20 protein-coding genes are annotated in these 23,722 nt (G+C 35.2%); 13 read left to right on the top strand and 7 right to left on the bottom strand.

Annotated elements, in window-relative coordinates:
* Positions 1 to 2 precede the first annotated feature (2 nt).
* From DPQ89_RS14945 to cysC, 5 genes are read left to right on the top strand one after another with little or no spacing between them, the layout of a single operon-like run.
* Positions 3 to 875, top strand: a complete 873-nt coding sequence (locus DPQ89_RS14945) for an FkbM family methyltransferase (RefSeq protein ID WP_127717840.1) — start codon at positions 3 to 5, stop codon at positions 873 to 875.
* A 1-nt stretch (position 876) separates the two neighbouring features.
* Complete coding sequence (locus tag DPQ89_RS18630; protein ID WP_206611182.1) at positions 877 to 1,857, top strand: phytanoyl-CoA dioxygenase family protein; 981 nt, start codon at positions 877 to 879, stop codon at positions 1,855 to 1,857.
* On the top strand, positions 1,854 to 2,738 hold the full coding sequence (locus DPQ89_RS14935; RefSeq protein ID WP_127717839.1) for a sulfotransferase: 885 nt from the start codon (positions 1,854 to 1,856) through the stop codon (positions 2,736 to 2,738). The genes DPQ89_RS18630 and DPQ89_RS14935 overlap by 4 nt, the downstream gene beginning before the upstream one ends.
* Complete coding sequence (locus DPQ89_RS14930) at positions 2,738 to 4,891, top strand: pyruvate kinase (protein WP_127717838.1); 2,154 nt, start codon at positions 2,738 to 2,740, stop codon at positions 4,889 to 4,891. The genes DPQ89_RS14935 and DPQ89_RS14930 overlap by 1 nt, the downstream gene beginning before the upstream one ends.
* Positions 4,888 to 5,418 carry an adenylyl-sulfate kinase gene (cysC, locus tag DPQ89_RS14925; RefSeq protein ID WP_127717837.1) on the top strand — a complete coding sequence of 177 codons (531 nt, stop codon included), beginning with the start codon at positions 4,888 to 4,890 and terminating at the stop codon, positions 5,416 to 5,418. Before DPQ89_RS14930 ends, cysC begins: the two co-directional genes overlap by 4 nt.
* Here the strand turns inward: cysC and DPQ89_RS14920 are convergent.
* Entirely contained in the window at positions 5,408 to 6,223 is an 816-nt protein-coding gene (locus DPQ89_RS14920; protein ID WP_127717836.1) for a polysaccharide deacetylase family protein, read from the bottom strand. The two genes, cysC and DPQ89_RS14920, sit on opposite strands and share 11 nt — an antisense overlap.
* A 2-nt stretch (positions 6,224 to 6,225) precedes the next feature.
* Complete coding sequence (locus DPQ89_RS14915) at positions 6,226 to 7,758, bottom strand: hypothetical protein (RefSeq protein ID WP_127717835.1); 1,533 nt, start codon at positions 7,756 to 7,758, stop codon at positions 6,226 to 6,228.
* A 163-nt stretch (positions 7,759 to 7,921) separates the two neighbouring features.
* Between DPQ89_RS14915 and DPQ89_RS14910 the strand changes: the two genes are divergently transcribed.
* Both DPQ89_RS14910 and DPQ89_RS14905 read left to right on the top strand, forming a co-directional pair.
* A complete protein-coding gene (locus tag DPQ89_RS14910) occupies positions 7,922 to 10,315 on the top strand; it encodes an N-acetylneuraminate synthase family protein (RefSeq protein ID WP_127717834.1) in 2,394 nt (797 codons plus the stop codon).
* Positions 10,316 to 10,318: 3 nt separating this feature from the next.
* Positions 10,319 to 11,098: a cytidylyltransferase domain-containing protein gene (locus tag DPQ89_RS14905; protein WP_127717833.1), complete on the top strand. Its 780-nt coding sequence runs from the start codon at positions 10,319 to 10,321 to the stop codon at positions 11,096 to 11,098.
* A gap of 5 nt (positions 11,099 to 11,103) precedes the next feature.
* Here the strand turns inward: DPQ89_RS14905 and DPQ89_RS14900 are convergent, their stop codons facing one another.
* A complete protein-coding gene (locus tag DPQ89_RS14900) occupies positions 11,104 to 12,864 on the bottom strand; it encodes an ABC transporter ATP-binding protein (protein WP_127717832.1) in 1,761 nt (586 codons plus the stop codon).
* 87 nt (positions 12,865 to 12,951) lie between these two features.
* Between DPQ89_RS14900 and DPQ89_RS14895 the strand changes: the two genes are divergently transcribed.
* The 4 genes from DPQ89_RS14895 to DPQ89_RS14880 are packed head-to-tail and all read left to right on the top strand — an operon-like array spanning position 12,952 to position 17,176.
* Complete coding sequence (locus tag DPQ89_RS14895; protein ID WP_127717831.1) at positions 12,952 to 13,920, top strand: NAD(P)-binding domain-containing protein; 969 nt, start codon at positions 12,952 to 12,954, stop codon at positions 13,918 to 13,920.
* Entirely contained in the window at positions 13,913 to 14,641 is a 729-nt protein-coding gene (locus tag DPQ89_RS14890; RefSeq protein ID WP_127717830.1) for an SDR family oxidoreductase, read from the top strand. Before DPQ89_RS14895 ends, DPQ89_RS14890 begins: the two co-directional genes overlap by 8 nt.
* 11 nt (positions 14,642 to 14,652) lie before the next feature.
* Positions 14,653 to 15,822 (top strand): DegT/DnrJ/EryC1/StrS aminotransferase family protein, encoded by a 1,170-nt coding sequence (locus tag DPQ89_RS14885; RefSeq protein ID WP_127717829.1) that lies wholly within the window; start codon positions 14,653 to 14,655, stop codon positions 15,820 to 15,822.
* Between the two features lies 1 nt (position 15,823).
* Positions 15,824 to 17,176 (top strand): polysialyltransferase family glycosyltransferase, encoded by a 1,353-nt coding sequence (locus DPQ89_RS14880; protein WP_127717828.1) that lies wholly within the window; start codon positions 15,824 to 15,826, stop codon positions 17,174 to 17,176.
* Here DPQ89_RS14880 and DPQ89_RS14875 read toward each other — a convergent pair.
* Positions 17,148 to 18,068 carry an NAD-dependent epimerase/dehydratase family protein gene (locus tag DPQ89_RS14875; protein WP_127717827.1) on the bottom strand — a complete coding sequence of 307 codons (921 nt, stop codon included), beginning with the start codon at positions 18,066 to 18,068 and terminating at the stop codon, positions 17,148 to 17,150. The genes DPQ89_RS14880 and DPQ89_RS14875 overlap by 29 nt on opposite strands.
* Positions 18,069 to 18,194: 126 nt before the next feature.
* Between DPQ89_RS14875 and DPQ89_RS14870 the strand changes: the two genes are divergently transcribed.
* On the top strand, positions 18,195 to 19,664 hold the full coding sequence (locus tag DPQ89_RS14870; protein ID WP_127717826.1) for a B12-binding domain-containing radical SAM protein: 1,470 nt from the start codon (positions 18,195 to 18,197) through the stop codon (positions 19,662 to 19,664).
* 3 nt (positions 19,665 to 19,667) lie between these two features.
* Positions 19,668 to 20,645, top strand: a complete 978-nt coding sequence (locus DPQ89_RS14865) for a TIGR00180 family glycosyltransferase (protein ID WP_127717825.1) — start codon at positions 19,668 to 19,670, stop codon at positions 20,643 to 20,645.
* Here the strand turns inward: DPQ89_RS14865 and DPQ89_RS14860 are convergent.
* The 3 genes from DPQ89_RS14860 to DPQ89_RS14850 are packed head-to-tail and all read right to left on the bottom strand — an operon-like array spanning position 20,642 to position 23,552.
* The gene (locus DPQ89_RS14860; protein ID WP_127717824.1) at positions 20,642 to 21,562 is read right to left on the bottom strand and encodes a transketolase family protein; all 921 of its coding nucleotides are present in this window, start codon (positions 21,560 to 21,562) and stop codon (positions 20,642 to 20,644) included. The genes DPQ89_RS14865 and DPQ89_RS14860 overlap by 4 nt on opposite strands.
* Positions 21,559 to 22,374, bottom strand: a complete 816-nt coding sequence (locus tag DPQ89_RS14855) for a transketolase (protein WP_127717823.1) — start codon at positions 22,372 to 22,374, stop codon at positions 21,559 to 21,561. The genes DPQ89_RS14860 and DPQ89_RS14855 overlap by 4 nt, the downstream gene beginning before the upstream one ends.
* 8 nt (positions 22,375 to 22,382) lie before the next feature.
* Positions 22,383 to 23,552, bottom strand: coding sequence for a DegT/DnrJ/EryC1/StrS aminotransferase family protein (locus tag DPQ89_RS14850; protein WP_206611181.1), 1,170 nt, complete (start codon positions 23,550 to 23,552; stop codon positions 22,383 to 22,385).
* Positions 23,553 to 23,722 lie beyond the last annotated feature (170 nt).

Genomic DNA, 23,722 nt, shown 5'->3' with positions numbered 1-23,722 from the left:
TGATGCAGCTAAGACTAATTAAAAAGTTACCTAGAAAAATAATACTAAACAGATATACGAAAGCTCCATTATCTTCTTTATTCAGAACTGTATTCCTACTAAGCTCTGCGAACACATGGAGTTCACTAATAGCTTCAAAACTAACCAACCTAACTTTTAAAATTAAGTTTGATAGCGATACACTACAATTAATCTGCTCGAATCCTTTATTACTTTGGAGAGCTAAAACTTTTTTCAAAAAAGAACCTGAAACGCTAGAGTGGATAAACTCTTTTTCCCCCAATTCTATCGTGTGGGATGTCGGAGCCAACATTGGTCTCTATACAATTTATGCTGGAAAAAAAGGCCACAACGTCCTAGCATTTGAACCTGAATCTAGCAACTACTCGACTCTAAATGGTAATATAAGGAACAACAGGCTTGATAAAACTGTGAAAGCATACTGTATGGCGATTTCGGATACTAATATCATAGACACATTGAGACTCAGCTCTATCGAAAATGGCGCAGCTCTTCATAGTTTTAGTGAAAATATCGGACAATCAGGTAATGAGTTTCAACCGATATGCGAACAAGGCTGCTTTTCATATAGCCTCGATCAACTTATCACAGAAAAAAAACTAGCCTGCCCCAACTATCTAAAAATTGATGTGGATGGACTCGAGTATAAAATTATCACAGGAGCAAATAAACTTCTCAATCGACCAGAACTAAAAGAAATTCTAATGGAGGTAAATGAGAACTCTGAAAGAGATCGAAAACTAGTTGAGCAAATTTTAAGTAATTCTTTTATAATTAAAGAAAAAGGAAAGTCTTTTCACAACCCTCACGATGGTTCCGCAATGACGAACTATATTTTCAAAAAAGAGGTTTAATATGGACTTTTTTTTTAAACCATTGACTCCAGCTCAGAAATTAAAAAACTCCTTACTTCACATTGACTCACATATCAGATCACTATCGTGTCCTCCAAGCTCTAAGGAACAAAGAAAAATATCGAACCAATTAAGTAAGGATGGGTACGTTATCTTACACGAATACCTATCAGAAGACTTACTAGGAAAGGCCCAAGCACATATTAAGAATTCACTAGAATATGGAAATTTTGAGTTTCCTGTATTCGCTCAAAGCAATATTGATAAAATAAAACATAAAGAGATTATCGATAATCACTTTCTCGAGTCAGATGAACACCTATTCAAAATGGGACTGGCCTTTGATAAAGAAGACTTCACTAATTTAGATGAAGTCGTTCAAACCTTTAAACCTTCTATATTTAAAATACCTTTTCCATCTCAGTCAGCAGAGTTTTCCAAAATTTGGCTAGATGAATTCATCTTAGGAGTTATTAATTGTTACATGGGGCTAACTCCCAAACTACTCGAAGCATACATAAGAAGAAATTATCCAAGTGAGTTTAAAAGAACAAACCATTATTGGCACAGAGACTTAAATCACCGTTCCCACTTACTTAAAGTTTTCATCTTTTTTTCAGATTGTACGATTGACAATGGACCACACGAGTACATACGAGGTTCTCACAAAGATTTAACAATAAATGGGAAAAGGTTTTTCGAAGAAAAAGAGGTTGATAAGATAGTCCCTCCAGACTCTTCAGATAGAATAAAGAGTATAGTAAAAGCAGGAACGATTGTTATCGAGGACACTAGAGGTCTTCACAGAGCAATTATACCAAAAAAAGGCTACAGAGATCTAGGCTTTGCCGTTTTTGCACCTGTTCCAACTTACTCAATCTTAAATACTCCTTGTTATTACAATATATCTAAAGATAATTATAATAGACTCTCTGATTTTCAGAAGAAGTTTATTCCTAAAGGAAATATACTAGAGAAATGAAAAAGTACTTCTTTTATAAAGCTATAAAAATAAAAAGACTAATATCTCTATTCTTTGTTAAGAGAGTATTTAAGGACATCAGTGATGTTGACTTTTCTCCTGTTTTTATAATTGGTACAAACAGGAGTGGAACATCAATCACCAGTTCACTTTTATCGCAACACCCTCAGTTAGAAGGACTTTTCCATGGTAATATTACTAACAAAATGGGCACGAATGGGCACAGTATAGGTTTCTGTGAATCGAGTCACATCTGGTCTTTTCTTGAGGATACTAATAGCGACTTTTATACTAGATCCAATGAGGGAGCTCTATGGGGACACCCTAAACACATATCTAAATATTATATGGACGGGAACTCAAAAATATTCTCTAGTGTTATCCTGGCTAACCTCATTCAAAAGTTTAGAAAAACGAAACTCGATCCCCTCATTAAAGATCAATGGAATATGCTCAGAATAGGCTTTATAAAAAAATATATTCCAAGCGCAAGGTTTATATTAGTTTACAGAGACTATGAAAAGTACATAAAAAGCTGTTCTCACAAATGGCAACAAGATAAAATTCATATATCAACCCCAAACATCGGCCTCCATTGGTTAAATTTAAACAATACCGCGATTTTTGATTTAAAAAAGTTCGCTTCAAATGAACATGCAATTATTGCATATAATGATCTGTTTAATGATGAAGAAAAAGTTCAATGTATACTAAATGAAGCTTTAAAAAAAATTGGCATTAACTCCTTTCAATTCGATTTGTCAGTTATAGACTCTAATGCTCAATTCGCAAAAAATAATATTAGAAGTAACACACATGACAACTTTTCCAATATTAATAATATTTTCAACTATGAGAAAAACTTAAAAGGAAATAAATAATGACAAAAGAAATCCTCTGCACAATTGGCCCTTCTTCATTAAACTTTTCTACAATAAATAGGCTTGAAGAGCTAGGCGTAAACCTTTTTAGAATAAATATGTCACATACTCTGCCTGAAGACCTACCTGGAGTAATAAAGAAGCTGCAAAAGTTTTCCCAAAAAACGCCAATCTGTATTGACTCGGAAGGTGCGCAAATAAGAACAGGAAATATTAAAGGCGGATCTGTTACGTTAAGAGAGAACTCTATAATCAAAATAAGCAAGTCACTTGTGGCTGGAGACCAATACTCTATAAACCTTTATCCTTTGAATATTTTTAACAAAATTGAAATTGGAGACATTATAAGTATTGATTTCAACACTGTTGCAGGACAAATCATTTCTAAAAATGATGAAGAAATGTCCATGAAAATATTTAGCGGTGGAAAGATTGGTAAAAACAAGGCCGTGTCTGTTGATCGCCAAATTGAAATGGAACCATATACACCAAAGGATATAGAAGCCTTTAAAATTGGTTCAGAGCTAGGAGTAAAACACTACGCTCTCTCTTTTGCTCATAAAAAAAGTGATATCGAAAAGATGAGAACAATGATCCCTGAGGGTTCGAAGATTATCTCAAAAGTAGAATGTCATGAAGCGATAATTAATTTAGATGAAATCATTATCGCTTCTGATGCAATTCTCATTGATAGAGGAGATCTCTCTAGAGAAGAACCTCTTGAAAGAATTCCATTTCTACAGAAGAAGATACTTGAGAGAGCAAAGAAATATGATACAACAGCATATGTAGCAACAAATCTTCTAGAAAGTATGATTGAGTCTCCAGTTCCAACAAGAGCAGAGGTTAATGATATCTTTAACACCTTAAATGATGGAGCTACTGGACTTGTCCTTGCTGCTGAAACAGCTATTGGGAAATATCCTGTTAAGACTGTTGAGATGATTCGAAAAGTAATGTTTGAATTCTCCAATATCAACACTCTTGAGGATATAATCGAGAACCATCAAACTTCAACCTCATTTCTCCCAACTCCACACGGTGGAAAACTTAACGAAGCTTTGGTATCAGAAAAAGTTAAAGAGCAAATACCAAGCTTCAACAAAATTGAAGTTTCTTATGAAGTTTTAATGGATGCCGAACAAATATGCTTTGGGACATACTCTCCACTATCAGGATTTATGACTAAAGATGAACTTGAATCTGTTTTAAATTCTTACAAAATGCCATGTGGAAATATTTGGACACTACCTATTTTATTACAAAGGGACTCCAGCAATCTACAAATAGGACAGACCGTTAGCCTGACGGACTCTAACGGTGAGGTATACTCTCTATTAGAAATCTCGGATATATATAGGCTCGACCTTCACGAAACAGCAAAAAGCTGGTTTGGAACAGTTTCCACAGAACATCCAGGTGTAAAAAAACTTCTTGAATCAGGAGACTCATTTATTGGTGGTAAGCTAACTCTCGTCAAAAGACTGGACTCACAATATAGAGAGTTTGAACTTACGCCTAAGCAAACAAGACAACTATTTAACCATAAAGGATGGAGTCGTGTTGTTGGATTTCACTCTAGAAATGTAGCGCACAGAGTACATGAACATATTCAAAAACAAGCCTTGGAGATAGCCAATGCAGATGGCCTTTACCTTAGTCCGGTTATTGGACCCAAAAAGAAAGGTGATTTCACAGCCAATGTAATTCTTAAAAGCTACAAAATGATGATGGACTTTGAATGCTACCCTATGGGCAAAGTTATTCTTGGAGCATTTGCAACATACTCAAGATACAGTGGCCCTAGAGAAGCAATTTTCACAGCTCTTTGCAGAAAGAATATGGGCTGTAGTCACTTCATAATTGGTAGAGATCATACTGGTGTTGGAAACTTTTATAAAGCAGATGCTAATTTTGAACTATTTGAAAAACTTGGAGATCTTGGAATCAAACCAATTTTCTTTGATCCTGTTGGGTATAATCATGAAAAAGAAATCTACGATACTACCTCAACAGCTGCTTCAATAAGTGGAACACAAGTAAGGGAGTCACTAACTAAAAAAGAAAAGCTTCCAAATTGGTTTATGAGAAATATAATCCAAGATATGATTATTTCAGAAATAGACAAAGGAAATGAGGTTTTTCACTCATGAGTAAAGGAAAAGTATACTGGTTGACCGGACTTTCCGGGTCCGGAAAGTCTACTCTTGCACAAGCAGTTAGTGATCTTTTAATTAAAGATGGTGTAAAGGTTACCATTATCGACGGTGATACCGTTAGAGATAGTAGAGAAAGAAAACTTGGCTTTACCAAAGAAGACATTCTAACGAACAACAAGCTTATTTTAGATATTTGTAATGAAAGAAAGAATCACTTTGATACTATTCTCGTACCTGTAATTGCACCATATAGAGAGTTTAGGGATCAGGCAAAAAAAGATGATCCAAATGGTTTTTTTGAGATATTAATTGCAGCAAATTTGGATACAGTAAGGGATCGAGACACTAAAGGACTCTACAAAAAAGCTGAATCTGGCGAGATTGACAATATGATTGGATTTTCAGAATCAAACCCTTATGAGACACCGAAGAATCCTGATTTAATTATAGATTCTTCCGGAAATAGTGAAAGTGTTTCAGAGTCAGCTCTAAAGTTGTATAAATTTATAGCTAAAGCCTAGCAACCGTAACCCATCTCTTAACTTTATAGATCCACTTAAGTTGATTTTCAATTTGATCTAGAAGCGGTCCTGCATATTTAGGAGACGTAAGAGAAATCCTATTAATGACTCTATCATCTTTATTATACGTTCCTCCATCGACGGTATAAATTCGTTCAAACTTATTCTTCAACTCCTTTCTTTTTTTAGAGGAGCTAATTCCACACGGGAAGCTAAATTCAGTTTCAATAAGAGATTTAAATTGTTTTAAGAACTTCAAATTTTTATGAATTTCTTCGTCGCTTCTCTCTTCGAAGTTTCCATAGAAAGGTTGATGAGTATGCGTATGAGGAGCAAGATAAAACTCATCCTCAGCATCCAATGCGTGGATTTCATCAATAGTTAAAGGACGATGAGAATCATCCATAAGATCCATTTTTTGATTAGTAGATAAACTTTTTAAACTCTCATAGTAATCGTCTTTATAAAAACTCCAAGTATTATGTTTGTGGAACTTCATTAAATCCCAAATATAAGGAACTTGATTTTCACTATAGTAAGAACTTAAAAATAGAATAAAAGGAATTTTGTACTTCTTCGCGAGGTCTAGAAAAAGTATATTGTTGCTATATCCGTCATCAAAAGTAATCGAACAGGAGGAATGTTCCTTAGACTTTCCTGGAAGAGTAAACTCGTATCCTCTATTTTTCAACTGACCAAGAAGATCATCCATCTCGTCTAACGAGATATACAAACTGGGATTTACCTGAGAATAGTCACTAGTTTCTTTCTTTATACAGTGGAAAAGCAAGCATAAGTTTTTCATAATTAATAGTCCAGCATACGGTCTAAAGTCTCATTATCTACAGGGTAAAAGTAGCTTTTGACGTACTTAAGTGCCCTGTCTTGCCCAAGTCTATAATCCTGGTCAGAGAAATTTGTAATTAAATTTAATAGCACGGGAATTTCACTACTAGTCGTAAAGCTCCATTTAAACTCATCAAATAAAAAGTTAGGATCATAGTTTAGAGAGCTTTCATTATTTGTATAGTTAATTAATGGAACTCCAAGCTCTAAGGCTTCTAAAGAGACTGTAGACCCCCAGTAAAAAACAACTCCACTTCTTAGAAGATCCTCTTTTAAGCTTTTTCCTCTAGATATTTCTATCAACTCTTTATCATAAAACTTCTTATCTATAAATTTTTCAAGCTTCTCAAAAGGTAGCATTGGGTGTGTTCTAATTACGACCCTCCATTCTTTTAGGTCAAATAATCCCTTCAGGGTTTCATTTAAAAAGTCAGCACAGGATACAGTTCCTTCAAGGGCAATTAAAATAGTCTTCGAGCCTCTTTCTATAGGCTCTAAGTGAATTGATTTACTTCTAGTTTTAAACCTCAGTGCGCCTGCAACTTCATACTTGAGTCGAGTATCCTTATTGTACCTGTCGATAATGTTCTTTGTTTCCTTGCCTAGAGTAAAAACGATGTCAGGAACTGGACTACATTCATTCCTAGTTCCAAAATAATTAAGCGCCGCTGGAGATACAACAGCATGTTGATAACCAATTATTTCTGTGTCTGGAGAATATCGCCTAAAAGCAAGAATTGCCATTCTTTCCCAAGGCAACCCTTCATATGGAAGATAAAACTTACTTGCACCGACTCTTTTCAAAATATTTTTATATATGAAAAAGTTTAACATCGCAGTATAGGCAGAAATACTTAGTAAATCATTTCTGTACTGCATGAATATTTCTTTCGAAACATCTGTTTCTTTAAAGAAAATCCCAGAAGGTTTTTTTGCCAAATAACATTTTAACAAAATAAACTGAGCATAGAAAACTTGATTAAACGATAAAAAGAAAAGAGAAAGAAAAATAGAATCTACTCGAGATGCCAACTTAAGAGACTTATGCCAAGGCATAATTGGATCAACTAGAATGATATTAGGGATACTCTTCTCATTCGCCCTTTCAATTAAGTCTCCCCAAAAAACATCTCGATAACTTCCATCATCTTGAAGAGACTTATTATAAAGGAACGATCTAAATACACTGTAATCAGTCCTCGTATTTTTTATAACATTTCTTTTATATCTATTATTGAAGATAATCTTGAGAACTACTAATCGATACAAAAATAGCCAAGGGATTAAACAAAATTTTATCAACTCTTTTATTCTGGTCTTTGGTGAAAACAAAGCTCCTTTTGAAGAATATAGGTCAAAAAAGTAATCCTGCAAAGGACACAAGAATCGATCTTTAGAAGAAATTAGTGTTGACCACCACCCTAGCTCATTAAAGTGACTGGCACTAGCTGCAATCACTTTTGAATATTCCTGAATAAACTCATCATTCTTCACTATTCACTTACCTTTATAAGATCTAAGAGACCATAATCTTACATTTATTTAAGACTTAGGTCCATTTCTCCGGACTATATCTATCGACAATTTCTTTGAAAAAATGATCGTTACAAGATAGAGTAAATCCTATTTACTAATTGAATACAAAGAGAAGAACACCGTGTCAAAACCATCTAAAAAAGCAGTTATTCTTGGAGCTGGCCCCCTTGGCCTAATCGCAGCAGAACGACTCGCTAAAGAAGGATATGAAGTAGATATTTATGAGAAGCTTCCACTCGTTGGAGGTATGTGTAGGTCTTGGAACTGGGGAGAATTTATACTCGATACGGGGCCACATATTTTCCATACCCCAGATAAGGACCTTCAAAAATACTGGGAAACAGAATTCGGTGACTTATTCATCCAAAATGACTTTTGGTGTAAGAATGTCCAAGGGGATAACTTTGACACTATGTGGGACTATCCAATTTCTTGGGAAAGTATTTCCAAATACCCCCAAGAGCTTAAGAAAAAAATTCTGAATGAAATTGGTCTGGCCTCTGAAGAAAAAAAAAGAAATGCTAATACATATAAGGATTTCATAGATGCTCAAGTAGGCCCAACACTAAGAAAAATGTTCTTTGAAGAGTACCCAGAAAAACTATGGGGAATTCCTCCCGAAGAAATGTCAGCATTATGGGCCCCTAAAAGGATCCAGTTCAGAAAGTCCATAACCCCGTTTTATCATGAGGAATGGAATGCTGTCGGGAAGTATGGTACAGGCTCGATTTTGAATGTTATTAAAGACAATATAATTAAGCTTGGCGGTAGGATACATCTAGAATCAACAATAACTGGTTTCTCAAGAACAGATAATGTTATTAATTCAATTCAATTTAAAGATGGTTCAGAACATACTGTTTCAGCCGATGATATAATTATCTCTAGTCTTCCTATTACCTTATTGGCCAGATTCTTTGGCCACAATAGTGACCTAAAGTTTAGAGGGATCTGCACGACCTACCTTTCTTATGACAAGGAATCTATTTTGCCAGAAGGGCTCCACTGGCTATATTACGGCAGCAAGAAAGTTCACTTTAATAGAATTTCTGAACCTAAGAAGATGTCTAGATTTGTATGCCCTCAAGGTAAAACATACTTAGCGATTGAAACAACCTACTCCAAAGGTGATAAGTTTGACATGCTAGACACCGATCAAATGATGAGTGAGATTGCTGATCAAGTCGAACTTGTTGGACTAGCAAAGGCAGACCAAGTAACAGGAATGACCTTTAACAAAGAAGATTTTGTCTACCCTGTTCAATATGTTGGACATCAGGAAGAGCTTACAAAATCTCGTGCAGTTATTTCAAAATACAACCAACTTCATAGCCTAGGAACTGGTGGCGAGTTCTACTACTCAGATATTCAAATTTTATTCCATAAAGCTTGGGACTTAGTGGACTCTCTTTGTGGAAAGAAGTTTAAAGGAATTCAAACTGCAAAACAAATTCAAACATGCAAACCAAATCAAGTTATCGATATCAATGGAAGAAAAGTTGGCAGTGACTACCCTGCATATATAATTGCAGAAGCAGGATTAAACCATAATGCAAGTAAAGATATCGCTAAGAAGCTGATCGATAAAGCGGTTCACACGGGCTGTGATGCCATTAAATTTCAGACTTACCTACCAAACAGCAGAGTCTCCAAAAAAGTTAAAGCTGCTAAGTACGCTGAAAAAGTAATTGGACTTGAAGAAAGCTTAGACCAGGTATTTTCAAGACTAGCTATGAGCTTTGAAGATCAGGTAGAAATATTTAACTATGCAAAAGAAAAGGGGCTCGAAGTTTTCTCCACGCCATTTGACCTAGAGAGTGTAGACTTCCTGGAAAAGTTTGGAGTTAGTGTATACAAGATAGCTTCTATGGATTTGGTTAATCTCCCTTTAATAAGGCATGTTGCGAAAACTGGAAAGCCAATTATTATCTCTACCGGAATGTCCACACTAGGTCAGATAGAAGATGCTGTTCATGCTGTCCTCAAAGAGGGGAATTCAAATTTAATGCTACTTCACTGTAATTCAACATACCCTGCTGCTCCAGAGGAAATGAACTTAAAAGCAATTCAAACATTGAAGTCGACATTTAATGTTCCCACTGGACTCTCGGATCACACATTTGGACTATTCGTTTCTCACACTGCTCTTGTACTCGGTGCAAATATTATTGAAAGGCATTACACTCTTGATAGAACGATGGAAGGTCCCGATCACATTTTATCATCCGAACCTGCAGAAATGGCTGCATTAGTTGAAATGGCCAAATCTATTCCTATAATTCTAGGCGATGGTGTAAAGACAATTCAACCAAATGAATACATTGCTCTTAACCAACAAAGAAAGGGTATTTACAGTCGTGTTGACATTAAAGAGGGTCAACTAATTACCCAAGATATGCTTACAATCAAAGGACCGGGAGGAGCGATTCTTCCAAAATATTTAGATATTGTTATTGGCAGAACTGCAAAAACTAATATTGAAAGTGATCTTCCTATTACTTGGGAAAAGGTATAGATAATGAAAAAAAATAAAATTGTTGCTATTATTCAAGCAAGAATGAGTTCTACACGACTTCCTGGAAAAGTATTAATGGAATCTAATTCCCAATCAATGCTTCAACATATGATTAACCGAATTACTCCCTCCAAACTTCTAGATAATATTGTGATAGCAACGACTAATGATCCTTCAGATCAGAAAATCATCAATCACTGTGTTGAAAACAATTACTCCTATACAACAGGAAGCTTAGATGATGTTCTTGAGAGATATTACGAATGCGCTAAACTTCACAAAGCAGATATTATCGTAAGACTAACTGCCGACTGCCCTCTTCATGACCATAGAATTATTGATCATACTATCGAAGAGTTTTTAAAAGATGACACCTACGACTATCTATCAAACACGACCCCTCCCCCAGCTTCGTACCCAGATGGTATGGATGTTGAAATTTTTACTTTTGCTGCTCTTGAAAATGCTTGGAAAAATGCAAAAAAACCTTCTGAGAGAGAGCATGTAACATTTTACTTTTGGAAAAATTTAGATCTATTTAAATGCAAAAAGATTGACTACAGAGAAAACGTTCGAGACTTCAGACTTACATTGGACTACCAAGAAGACTTCGAACTTACTGACAAATTATTTTCTCATTTTTTACCTGATAACCCACTTTTCTCAATGGAAGAAATGATAAACTACCTAAGAAACAATCCTCAGATAAAAGAAATCAACTCTCACATCGAGGACTACGCAGGATGGAAACCTTCATTGGAAAAAGACAAAGAACTTGAATAACCTACCTACTTTCCAGAAAGCTCTCGATTCAAGAGGTTGAAGAACCAACCTCTTTTATTCTCTAATTCACTCCGAAGGCCGTCTTCGACAATTTTACCTTTTTCTAAAACTATAACCCTCTCATCACTTTCAATAGAAGATAGTCTATGGGTTACATAAATAAGAGTTTTAGAGAAACTCTTAGATAGTTTATTCATTGTTAACTGTATCTCAGCTTCAGTTTTTATATCTAAAGCAGAGGTCGCTTCATCAAAAATAACAATTTCAGGGTCTCTATACAAAGCCCTTGCGATGGAAATTCTCTGTCTCTGTCCACCAGAAAGGTCGCCACCATTTTCCCCTACGAAATGGTTAAAGCCAGCTTCATTATCATTTACAAAATCATCGAGAGAAGCTTGACTAGAAACCTTTAAAATCCATTCAGTTAACTGACCCTTCTCTTCCAAAGTAATATTTCCTAAAATTGTATCATCAAATAGAAAAACATCTTGCGAAACAACTCCTATATTTTTTCTCCACTCGATAAACAACTCTTCAGTTAGAGCTTCTCCATCAACAACAACATCACCGTCACTAGGTTTTTCAATACCCAGCAAAATATTAACTAGAGTTGACTTTCCAGACCCAGATCCACCAACAATCGTAACCTTTTCACCTTTATTAATACTAAGATTAAGACCATTAAAAAGAAAACTATCTGAACCAGGATACTTAAATGAAATATCTCTAAGTTTTATAGAGTCATTAAGCAATAATTTGTTTTTCTCAGAAGTATCACTCACTCCAAAATCCTTATCCAAGAATGTATGAACCTCATCAAGGTAAGGGAGGTCTCCTGACAAGGAAGACCTTAGTTGAACAAGGGCATTTACAGGAGCAGAAAGCCTGCTAAACGCCACAAGAAAAAGCAATAAAACAGACTTTTGAATATTACCAAAATAAAGAGATCCTATTAAAATAATAGCAAGGCTTAAGGACGTAACAAATCCGCCTAAAGGCATTACGACACCTCTTAGCTTTTCCATATCAATAACTTTATCTCTATAATTTTCAACTTTCGAATCAAACAATCCGCGAACATAATCTCCTATATCAAACAAGAAGATTGTCTTTTTCCCATCTAAATACTCCAAAAGAGCTACACCCAACCTCTTATGAGAAGGACTCACTAATCTTGCTCGACGATCAGCTGCGACATTTAAATACTTTAATCCAATAAATAGTAGTCCTGTTGCAAATAATGATAAGAAGGTCAGCGAAATAGAGATTTTTAAAAGTAGAGCCGTGGTAAGAACTACTATAAAAGGATAATGCAGACTAGCCAAAAGTTTACCTGCAACTATCCCCATATTGTTAGTATGAATTGTTGTCAATATTTGTAAATCACCTCTTTTGAGCTTTTTGAACTCTGCAATAGGCATGTCAATAATTTGCTTAAAACACTTCTTTTGATAAGTCGCTGTGACAGATGTCCTTAATTTCGCAGCAATCAAGCTCTTGACGTAAATAAACACAGATTTAAGCAAAGTAAAAACAACAATTAGAATTGCGATAAGAGCAATCCTCTCTCTATCAGAATAGGTCTCAAGATACCTATTAAAGAAGTATATAAGACTTGAACTCCCTTCACTCTCTCCCAGTAATGGCATCACAAGAGTAATACTAAAAACCTCTAACACAGAAATTAATATTCCCAAAACTAGAGAAACTAGAAAATCAGTCTTATACTCACTTAAGAATTTATATCTACGAGAAAAAGTTGTCATTTTACTACCTACTTACAGATGGTTATTATTAAAGACAAACGGTCAAGATTCAAGTATTCTTCTTCATATTAATACTTGAGCCCTATTATGAATAAGAATTTTAACCATTTTTTAGCAAAGTTCCAGGAAGAAAAGGTAGGGACAACCTGCTTCACAATATCCAGTACTTCCAAACATATAGACTTCTTTTACTACACGCCGACAAGAGTTCACAACAACTTTAGCTTATGTGGTGTGGTAGTTTCCAACACACAAGAAGCCATCGAATTTGCACAACTAGCTGACGGTCACTTCGACTATATAGCAGTTGACTCGGAAAAGAAAATTTGCCCCTCACGGTATACATATGACGGAGATGAAGGAAATATAAAAGGAGAAGTTCAAGACATCGTCCGTAAAAGTAAACTTCTCACCTACAAGGCAAATGATATTACTGTAGATGCTATCGACCAATTCACTTGTGAGAAAGTTAAAAACTTAAGCAACGTAAAAATTGCAATAGTAGGAGCAGGAAATATTGGCTTCAAAGTAGCACTAAAACTTGTAGAGAGAGGCTTTTGGGTTAATTTATATAGAAGAAATCAGGAGCTCTTAGTAAAACAATCTGAGATCATAAATGAAATAAAGCCAAAGGGAACTCTTGCAAAAGCGATTCCCTGTGACTCAATTGGTAGCACTGTTAAAGGCTGTGATGTTATTATAGCTACTGCAACAACATCATCACTAATTAGCATAGACCATCTCAACGAATCTGAAGCAAAACTTTTAATAGACTGTGGCAAAAACTGTTTTTCTCAAGAAATAATGGAAAAATACACAGTTTTTCGAACTGATATTACATTCGATATTTTATACAAACTTCAATGCGTTAAAGACTCAAATGAGACCCTCTACCCAAGACATGGTGCAAAAACAATTGACAACACCAGATATGTTAGCGGTGTTAGCGGAACGAAGGGGGATATTATAGTATCGGATATATCAAAGCCACTTGAAACAGTCATTGGTGTTTGTGACGGACTAGGAAATGTAAAAAGGATAGAAAGAAATGATTAGAGAAAAAATCGCTATTGTCACTGGAAGCGAGGGGCAAATAGGCTCAGGTTATGTAAAAACTCTTCAAGGCCTTGGCTATAATGTTTATGGTTTTGATATCAAGGAAAGTTCTTCTATAAAGAATATCAACTACTGTAAGATAGATATAACTAACAAAAGTGAAGTTGATCAAATAATCAAAGAGATTTGTTCTAAAGGCGATATTTTGATCCTAGTTAACAATGCAGGGGTCTCTGTCTTTAGCCCATTTGAAGAGCGAACAGAAGATGAACTAGACTACGTTATTAGTACTAATATAAAGGCAAATATTTTTCTTACCCAAAGTGTCTATAAGCACTCCATGAGTAAAATCAAGAAAGGCAAAATAGTTAATATTGGCTCCATTTATGGGCAAGTTGCTGGAGATATGAACCTCTATAAAGAGGGTGACAGAAGAACACCTGAAATCTATGGTGCAACCAAGGCTGCAATAATTAATTTGACGAAATATTTTGCGGCTTATATGGCACCAAATAATGTTCAAGTTAACTGTATTTCTCCGGGAGGTATCTTCAACAATCAAGACCCAGAGTTCGTGAAAAAGTATGAAAGAAAAACACCTTCTTCTAGGATGGGATCTGTTGACGACTTACAAAAAACAATTGAATATCTAGTAGACTTCAACAATAACCATACAACTGGACAAAATATTACAGTCGATGGTGGATTTACTATCTGGTAAAGGAATAGAATATGTTTAAATTTTGGCGCAACAACTCAGAAGAGTTAGCAATGGTTGAAAAGGCGATAAAGTCTGGATTAAAAGGTCACTATATAGAGGAATTTGAGAATAAGTTTGCGGAAAGAACAAAATCAAAGTACGCGATATCTTTAAACTCAGGAACATCAGCGCTTGAAGTCTCTATGATGGCTTTAGACTTAAAACCTGGCGATGAAGTAATTGTTCCAGCCCTCACTTTTTCTGCTTCTTGCTTTGCTCCACTTTATGTAGGAGCAACGCCTGTTTTTGCAGATATTGACCCTGACACATTTCTCATTTCAGCAGACAGTATTCGTAAAAACATCACACCTAAAACAAAGGCAATTATAACAGTCTCTCTTTATGGAGAACTTCCAGACTATAATGAAATTACTCAAATATGTTCTGAGCATAATCTAAAATTGGTTGAAGACAATGCTCAAAGTTTTGATGCTAAATTAAATGATAAACTTCAAGGCTCATTTGGAGACTTTAGTATTTACTCATTACAAAGAAGTAAACATCTTACAACAGGAGATGGTGGCGTACTTACAACAAACAACGAAAAGCTTGCTCTTTACGCGAGAAAATTATCAGACTTGGGTTATTCAACTTTACAGGCTTCTCCGGGAAGCCACCTCAAGGATAAAAATAAATTACAACGCCCTGATTTCTTAAGACATGACTTACTTGGTAAGAACTTTAGACTTCCAGAAGTTTGCGCTGCGATGGCTATTTCGCAACTAGATAAGGCCACTCATCTTTCAAACTTGAGAAAGAAAATAGGACAGCTTTACTTAGAGGCGACAAAAGAATTTTCAAATATAATTAAGGTACAAAAGAATATTGAAAATTCAGAACACTCCTACTGGGCGTTTTCATTTATGCTCCATGAGAATATTGACTGGGATGTTTTCAAAAGTAAATTCATGGAACTTGGAGGACATCAATATTATGGTTGCTGGCAACTTGCCTACCTGGAGCCTGCACTTAGAGGGCAAAAAATTGGCAATCAACTTTTTGAAAAAGGACTCTGTCCTAACTCAGAAAAAGCTCAGCAACGCATGGTACAACTAAAAACAAACTTTGAGACCATACATATGGCCCAAGAACAGGCAAATATTTTAAAAGAAACATTAATATATTTTAGTAAAAATTTATAAGATGAAGCCTCACTTATTAATTAGCTATGGAAATGCTTACATTTTCCATGAAGTTGTTTACCCTACAATCAAAGAGCTAAGTAATGACTTTAATGTATATGTGATACTGTCTAATGGGTTTGTAAATAGCAGGCTAAAAGAAGACCTACAAGACCTCAAAAATGAATTAAAGATTTGTGAGTTTATCTATATTGAGAGTGAAGGACTTCTGGGTTATAAAAAATATCTTAGGTATAGTCAAATTATCGAAAAAGTAAAGAACTGGAATATTGATCTCATCCTAGGCGCAAGCGAAACTTCTGAGTTAAACAGATCTTTAATACTAAACTTTTCCAATAAACCATTTTGTACACTTTGGACCGCTCTTGGTTACAACCTCCTAGACCAAAATTTTATTGACCAATATAGCACTACGAAACAATACTGGAAGTTTATTCAATATGAAGACACTCTCAATCGTCAAATTGGATTAAAGTCGTGGTTAACAAAACAATACCTCCAGAGATCACTCTTAAACTTCTTAACCTTTCTACTAAAGGAGATGTTCAAACGGTCAAACAGAAAGCTTAAAGTCAATGTTTTCAATAAAGCGAGGTTTTTCCTAGAGAAGCTAATCAGAAAATTTCACAAGGTCGAACTTATTAAGCTTGGAAAAGTTGCCAAACTTACAAAAATTTCTAACAACATGTCTTCACACCACTTTTTCGTAGATGATTTTGAAAAAGAAACAATGAGCAAAATCTTAACTAAAGGACTATGCTCGACTATAACCTACCCTACATACAAATTATCAAAGTCGACAACTCAAAAAAGTGAAAAGTTATTATTCATATTAACAACAGGATATAGTAACCAAAATACTTTACCAATAACCGAACTCATTAAAATTCAAAACGAACTCACACATATCATGCAACACTCCAAAACCAAGTCGATTGACCTAAAGCCACACCCGAGAGAAAAAAGTACTTGGGTAGTGTGTCTTCAAGAACACCTCATTTCTTGCGGAATAAATACTAAAATCTTACCCAAACAAATGCCTTTTAGAGATATACTCACTCAGTACAAAGCTGTCACAGGATTTGCCTCGTCAAGCTTTAGAGACATTAAGTATCAAAACCCAGATATTCAAATATACGGAATGGAAAGGATTTCAATAATGGTAGCCAAAACGATTTCCCAAAGCTCAAAACTCAATATACCAAACTGGTTTGGATATGGAGAAGGGATTAACTGGCTGAGAGTGGATGGAGCTATTTACACAGCCCCTCAAATTACTGAGAAAAAAGCTACTTTAAAACAAGAACTACTTAAAGCCTTAGAGGTTAAATATTGCTCAAATAAAAATCATTAGTTAGTTTAAGGCCTTGTTCTAAAGAAGTTCCACTTTGCCATCCAAAACTCTCAAGCTGTTTAATGTTCAGTAACTTCTTCCTCATTCCAACTGGTCGATCTAAATTATGAAAAAAGCCTCCCTTATAACCTACAACTTTTGCGACAGCAGAATATAGCTCATTGATTGAGTAATCTTTACCTAGGCCAACATTCATAATTTCCGGCAACTCATTAAATCTATCCAAAGAAAAATAAATAAAATCGGCAAGATCTTCAGCATACATGATCTCTCTTCGAGCTAGACCGTCTCCCCAAATTTCCACATTCACTTCATTATTAACTCTTGCATCGTTTAACTTCTTTATAATTGCAGGTATTAGATGAGAACTCTCAGGAGAAAATTTGTCCCATTTACCATAGAGACTACAAGGTACAATCATCTTATAATTGTAATCTTTGTTCTCATTGGATATGATTTTACAAAGCTTTGATATTGTTATTTTTGCCAAGGCATAACCTTCATTGGACTCCTCAAGCTCCCCTTTTAATATCATTTCCTCAGTAAGGCCTTCTTCAATATTTTTTGGATACATACAATTACTACCAAGAGCGAGAACATTTTTAATACCTACCTTTCTAGCAGACATCAACAAGTTACACCCCATATCAAGATTTTCCATCAAGAACTCTAAGGGGTACTTAAGATTTGCCTGAATTCCACCAACGAGACCTGCACAATGAATAATAAAATCAGGCATTTCATCTGCAAGGTATTCATCAACATCCCTCTTAATAGTTAAATCTAGCACCCCATGGGACGGAGCAATAATATCAAATTTTTCACTTTCCTTATGTGACAAAAGGTTACGACCAACCATTCCAGAACCACCTGTCACCAAAATTTTCTTCATTTCAAAATTCCTTTATCGAAAATTGCCTAAGCATACTCTATAACTATATAATATTAGACAATAGGTATTCATTCAAAGTAATATTATTCGCATTGTAGACTATTAAAAATCGAAAGGTAAGCCACTATGAGTGAAAATCAACGTGACATTGTATTTATCAACCCAGGAAACAGAAAAGTAACATATCAAAACCTAGGCGATGAACTTTGCGCTATTGAGCCCCCATTTCTAACTGCGAGCTTTGCTAGTTTTTTAAGAAATAATAATTACTCTGTCGCGATTATTGACGCAAATGCAGAGAACTTAACTCCTGAAGAAACACTAACTAGGATAAAGGAATATTCTCCAAAACTTTGTGCGGTAATTGTTTATGGGGGTCAACCATCAGCCTCGACACAAACAATGAATATAGCAGGAGAAATCTGTTCTAAAATAAAAGAACATACAAACTACCCTGTAACCATAGGAGGACTACATCCTTCGGCATTACCAAAGAGAACCTTAAAAGAAGAAAATGTAGATTATGTGATTGAAGGTGAAGAACAAGAAAGCCTTCTTGAACTTATGAAATATATAGATAATAAAAATAAAATTGAAGACGTGCCTGGCCTTTGGTACTACAAGAATGATGTCATTCGCTGTAATCCTAAAAATCCTGTTATAAAAGATCTAGACGAAGCCCTACCAATAGCTGCGTGGGACCTACTCCCAATGGACAAATATCGTGCTCACAACTGGCACTGCTTTGACGATATTGAGAACAGATCTCCTTACGCAGCAATTTACACAAGCCTTGGTTGCCCTTACAGTTGTACTTTTTGTTGCATCAATGCACCATTTGGGAAACCAGGAATAAGGTACAGAAGCCCAGAGCTTGTAGTTGAAGAGATCGAACTTCTTGTAAAGAAGTACGGTGTCAAAAACTTTAAGTTTATCGATGAAATGTTTGTGCTTAAAGAAAGCCATTACATGAAGATTACAGATCTGTTGATTGAAAAAGATCTAGACCTAAACATCTGGTGCTACTCCAGAATTGATACAGTGAAAACGAAGCATTTAGCAAGGATGAAAAAAGCTGGCTTTAATTGGTTCTGCCTAGGAATTGAGTCAGCAAATGACCTCGTTAGAGATGGTGCTTCAAAAAGACTCAGGTTTAATGATATTAAAGAAATCGTCCAATCAATAAGAGACGCAGGAATCAGAGTACTTTCTAATTTTATAGTCGGCCTTCCAGATGACGATATAAAAACCATGGAAGAAACATTTCAAATGGCTGTAGACCTAAACACTGAATTCATGAACCTGTATAGTGCTATGGCGTATCCAGGATCTAAATTATACACAGAAGCTCTAGAGAATAATCAAGCTTTACCTACTACATGGTCTAACTACTCTCAACACGCTAAAGACCAGCTTCCACTCCCCACCAAGCATATTGGAGCAATGGAAGTATTAAAGTTTAGAGATGAAAAGTGGGAGGAGTTCTTTAAAGGTGAGCAGTATTTATCGATGGTCAAAGAAACATTTGGAGACAAGGCACTTGAACATATTAACTTCATGACTAGTAAAAAACTCGCAAGAAATTACGAAAGATAGATCATGAAAGTTGCCATTGCAGTCCCAACACTAGACAGACCTGATTTCATTATCAGAATGCTTCATTTTTATATTAATAGTAATTCAAATCATCCTATTCATATAGGAGATTCAAGTTCACAAGAAAACTTCCAGAAGGTTTCTAAATTTATAGAAAAAACATCTTTTCCCTTTAAGGTTTTTCACCACGACTGTGGAAAACTAAATGATTCAGAAGCAATTTTGTACTGTCTAGACAATATTGAAGAAAAATATAGTACATTTTCAGGAGATGATGATTTTCACTTTCCTGAGTCATTATCAGCTTGTGCAGAGTTTCTTGAAAACAATAATGATTATGCAACTTGCCACGGAAAAGGAGTTACTTTTGAAACAGGTAAAGAGGCAAAAGGAAAGCTTCTCGGTATTTCAAAATACAATATGGGTCAAGTTGAAGATGAAAATCCACTCGACAGACTAACAAACTTCACATCCAATTACTACGTTCCACTATTTTCTGTTCACAGAAATGACGAATTTAAAAACTCCTTTCGCTTAACAACTCCACTTCCGGATAGAGGCCTAAGAGAAGTACTACCTAATATATTAGCAATCGTAAGTGGCAAATCGAAAAAATTAGAACTAACAAGTGTCGCAAGAAATACTCATTATCAAAGGTTTATCTTGCCAGACTATGACACGATAATGAAACAAGAGGCGTGGCGACAAAGCTACGATTTGCTATGTGGCATTACGGCAGATAAAATATCTGAACATTTCCCTGGCAAAACCTCTAATATGTTTTTAAAACCTGTAGAGCTTGCTGTTCTTCAATATATTGAAAATGCAAAGAAAAGATCTGTACAAAAAAAAGAAAGAACAAGATTAGCAAAGACCCTCATAGCAGGAGTAAAGCTAATGTTTCCAAAAGTATGGAGCTTAAAACTAAACTCCACAGACAAGAGCATTTATAAAAAACTAACTGCCGTTATAGAAAATTAATTTGATAATATTTCAATAATGTTATCAAACCCTATTTTGGCACATGAATGGACTTCAGCGCGGCTTCCAACATCGAAGTGATATTCTTTAGAAAAGCCAATTCCTTTTACCTTAGGGTTTTTCTCACTGTCTTGAAATAACTCATGTATTTCACTCACAAGTCCCCCTTTGTTAGCAATACCTTCTTCAAGAACAAGAATCTTATTAAATGAAGATAGCTTCTGGAAAAGACTATTCTTATCAAAACTGTTTACTAAATATATATCCACTAAAGTAACATTTTTCTTTTTTATGATTTCAAGAGCAGTATGAGTCATATAACCAGTTGACACTAACACACTCTCACCATCCCCCTCATTAACAACTCTATATCCATCAGAAGAAAACCCTTCTGCTTCTATATCAGAAATTGGTTGAGCATCAAATCTTATATACTTAGGATGTTTAAAGCTTACAGTATAATCAAAGTAACTTTTCACTAACGAGCAATCACTTGGTGAGAAAATATCAATATTCGGCAAAGTATTCATTATAGAAAGGTCCTCAAGGCAATGATGAGTTGGCCCACTGACCGTATAACTAACACCTGCACCAACACCAATAATATTTATATTCATTGGGCGAACTTGAGAAAGAACTGATACACCAACCCTTATCTGCTCATAACACCTCATTGTAATAAACGGAGCAATTGCATAAGCATAGACAGTATATCCTTCTAGAGCCATTCCAACTGAAACATTTATTAAATTTTGCTCTGCTATTCCAACATTTATGAATCGCCCTGGAATATCTGCTTGAATCTTATCAAGAACAGGAGAACCAAAGTCTGCACAAACAAAGAATATATTTTTATCGATCAGCATTCTCTGATACAACTCTTCCAAAAATACATCTCTCATTGCTCTTTTATTCATTCTAAATCCTTTATAATTTCATCTATTGACTCACTTCCAACAGAAAGAATGTGGCATAAATGATGCTTCTCTAAAAAAGGTACACCCTTTCCTTTTACAGTGTTAACAATAATAACCTTTGGCTTTCCGGATCTCTCTGGGATACGCTTGTCCAGCACGGAGTGTACCTCTTGTACAGAGTGACCATCTTGAACCTCAAAAGTATCCCATCCGAACGCTTCGAATCTACTAGAAAGTGGTGAGAGGTTAACTATCTGTTCTGATCTATTAAGCATTGATGTTTTATTATTGTCCACAATGATAGTTAGATTATCTAACTTATGGTGTGAAGCGAACATGACGGCCTCCCAGACCGAACCTTCATTTAATTCTCCATCACCAGTAAGAACAACAACATTCTCTTTTTTATTAAGGGACTTCAGTGCGACCGCCATACCAGAAGCAACTCCAGGGCCATGACCTAATGATCCATTAACTGTTTCATAGCCAGGGATAACTGGATCTGGAATTCCTCCCAAGAAGCTTCCTTTCTTACAAGCATTTTCTAATTCAGAAACATCAAAAAATCCGAGATCAGCAAGAAGTGGGTACATACATATAGAACCATGACCTTTTGAGATTATAAACCTATCTCTAGAGTCAGAAAAGCGGTCCTTAGGGTCAAATTTAATTATACCGCCGTAGTAGAGAGACACTACAATCTCAATTGGAGACAAGGACGAAGCAACTCTTGTTTCGGCAACTCTTTGATGTATTTTAAGAGTTTCCACTCTGACAAATTTAGACTTTTCTTTTAAATATTCGTAATCCATTTGATTTCCTATAGAGAGTTTAAAAGTTCACAAAGGCTCTTAATTTTTTCAACTTCAAGCCCTGGATAATTACCAATATACATTCCATAGAAATGTATATGATCTGTTTCAGGAAATTGCTCATAATAAGACGGAGGCATTATCTCTCTCAAATACGGTTGTCTCAGCTGATTCCCTCCCCCTGAAGTTCCTCTTCTAAACTCAACCATATTATCTCGCAACGAGTTCGAAACTTTTTTCATTAAATCATCATCTTTGTCCTTCAAAATAAGTACAAAAGCATAGTTCACAGCACCATCAAGATCGAAATCTGTTCTATACTTTTCAGAATCAAGAAGACTATAAAATAAATCACAATTTGTTCTTCTTAAATCGTTATTTGCATCAAGCTTCTTAAGCTGGCTTCTTCCGATAATTGCATTAAGCTCAGTACTTCTCATATTATAAGAAGGGTAAGAGAAAATAAATTCAGGATTAAGGTCTGGATACTTATTAATATAGCTATCTTTCATTTCCTGAGAGCTTAGCTCTCGAACCATTCCATGCGAGCGCAACATTCTCAAAGTTTGATAGAACTTCTCATCATTTGTACAAACTACCCCGCCTTCAATCGTACTCATGTGATGTGCGAAATAAAATGAAAAATTAGAAGCAAATCCATAACTACCAAGCTTTTTATTGTTGAAAGTCGCTCCATGAGACTCGCAAACATCTTCTATTAAAAGAATCTCTCTCTTTTTTAATTCATCAAGTAAGTCTTGAGAAAGCCCATTAAACCCTAGAATATGAGTAATAAAAACAGCTTTAGTTTTATCAGTAATTTTTGACAATACCTGTTTCTCACACATTGCAAGGTTCTTAGGATTAATATCAACAAAGATTGGAGTTAAACCAGCAAACATAACTGAAGAAATATCAGAAACCCAAGTAAGTGAAGGTACTATAATTTCACCATCACCGTAGAGGTGCTTTATTGCGGCCATTGTTAGAATATTTGCCGAACTACCAGAGTTCAAAAACAAGCTATACTTAACCCCTAACCATTCTGACCATTCTTTCTCAAAAGCTAGAACTTCACTTCCTGCTGTTAGTCTTGGATTGTCTTGCTTTAGATACTCAACAAGAATATCTAAATCGTCTCTAGTAATATTTTCTTGCATTAATGGAATATTAATCATCTTTTCCTCATCTTTTTGTTAAGTGATTATTCTAATCCTTTAAAACAATATGAAAAGATATTACTTACTAAGTATCTTTAGTAACAAGATGCAACATTCTAACGTAAATTCTCTATATTTAAACACACAAAGTTGGCGCAAATGTTATTCATAGTATATATTTATTGGAA

Origin of the sequence: Halobacteriovorax sp. HLS (assembly GCF_004006665.1) — a bacterium.
In the GTDB taxonomy this organism is placed as follows: Bacteria; Bdellovibrionota; Bacteriovoracia; order Bacteriovoracales; family Bacteriovoracaceae; genus Halobacteriovorax.
This window is presented reverse-complemented; position numbering and strand designations above follow the sequence as displayed.

Bases quoted from the DNA above. Each gene is read 5' to 3' on its own strand.
- DPQ89_RS14945 (WP_127717840.1), top strand. From the start codon at position 3: ATGCAGCTAAGACTAATTAAAAAGTTACCTAGAAAAATAATACTAAAC.
- DPQ89_RS18630 (WP_206611182.1), top strand. From the start codon at position 877: ATGGACTTTTTTTTTAAACCATTGACTCCAGCTCAGAAATTAAAAAAC.
- DPQ89_RS14935 (WP_127717839.1), top strand. From the start codon at position 1,854: ATGAAAAAGTACTTCTTTTATAAAGCTATAAAAATAAAAAGACTAATA.
- DPQ89_RS14930 (WP_127717838.1), top strand. From the start codon at position 2,738: ATGACAAAAGAAATCCTCTGCACAATTGGCCCTTCTTCATTAAACTTT.
- cysC (WP_127717837.1), top strand. From the start codon at position 4,888: ATGAGTAAAGGAAAAGTATACTGGTTGACCGGACTTTCCGGGTCCGGA.
- DPQ89_RS14920 (WP_127717836.1), bottom strand. From the start codon at position 6,223: ATGAAAAACTTATGCTTGCTTTTCCACTGTATAAAGAAAGAAACTAGT.
- DPQ89_RS14905 (WP_127717833.1), top strand. From the start codon at position 10,319: ATGAAAAAAAATAAAATTGTTGCTATTATTCAAGCAAGAATGAGTTCT.
- DPQ89_RS14900 (WP_127717832.1), bottom strand. From the start codon at position 12,864: ATGACAACTTTTTCTCGTAGATATAAATTCTTAAGTGAGTATAAGACT.
- DPQ89_RS14895 (WP_127717831.1), top strand. From the start codon at position 12,952: ATGAATAAGAATTTTAACCATTTTTTAGCAAAGTTCCAGGAAGAAAAG.
- DPQ89_RS14890 (WP_127717830.1), top strand. From the start codon at position 13,913: ATGATTAGAGAAAAAATCGCTATTGTCACTGGAAGCGAGGGGCAAATA.
- DPQ89_RS14885 (WP_127717829.1), top strand. From the start codon at position 14,653: ATGTTTAAATTTTGGCGCAACAACTCAGAAGAGTTAGCAATGGTTGAA.
- DPQ89_RS14880 (WP_127717828.1), top strand. From the start codon at position 15,824: ATGAAGCCTCACTTATTAATTAGCTATGGAAATGCTTACATTTTCCAT.
- DPQ89_RS14875 (WP_127717827.1), bottom strand. From the start codon at position 18,068: ATGAAGAAAATTTTGGTGACAGGTGGTTCTGGAATGGTTGGTCGTAAC.
- DPQ89_RS14870 (WP_127717826.1), top strand. From the start codon at position 18,195: ATGAGTGAAAATCAACGTGACATTGTATTTATCAACCCAGGAAACAGA.
- DPQ89_RS14865 (WP_127717825.1), top strand. From the start codon at position 19,668: ATGAAAGTTGCCATTGCAGTCCCAACACTAGACAGACCTGATTTCATT.
- DPQ89_RS14860 (WP_127717824.1), bottom strand. From the start codon at position 21,562: ATGAATAAAAGAGCAATGAGAGATGTATTTTTGGAAGAGTTGTATCAG.
- DPQ89_RS14855 (WP_127717823.1), bottom strand. From the start codon at position 22,374: ATGGATTACGAATATTTAAAAGAAAAGTCTAAATTTGTCAGAGTGGAA.
- DPQ89_RS14850 (WP_206611181.1), bottom strand. From the start codon at position 23,552: ATGATTAATATTCCATTAATGCAAGAAAATATTACTAGAGACGATTTA.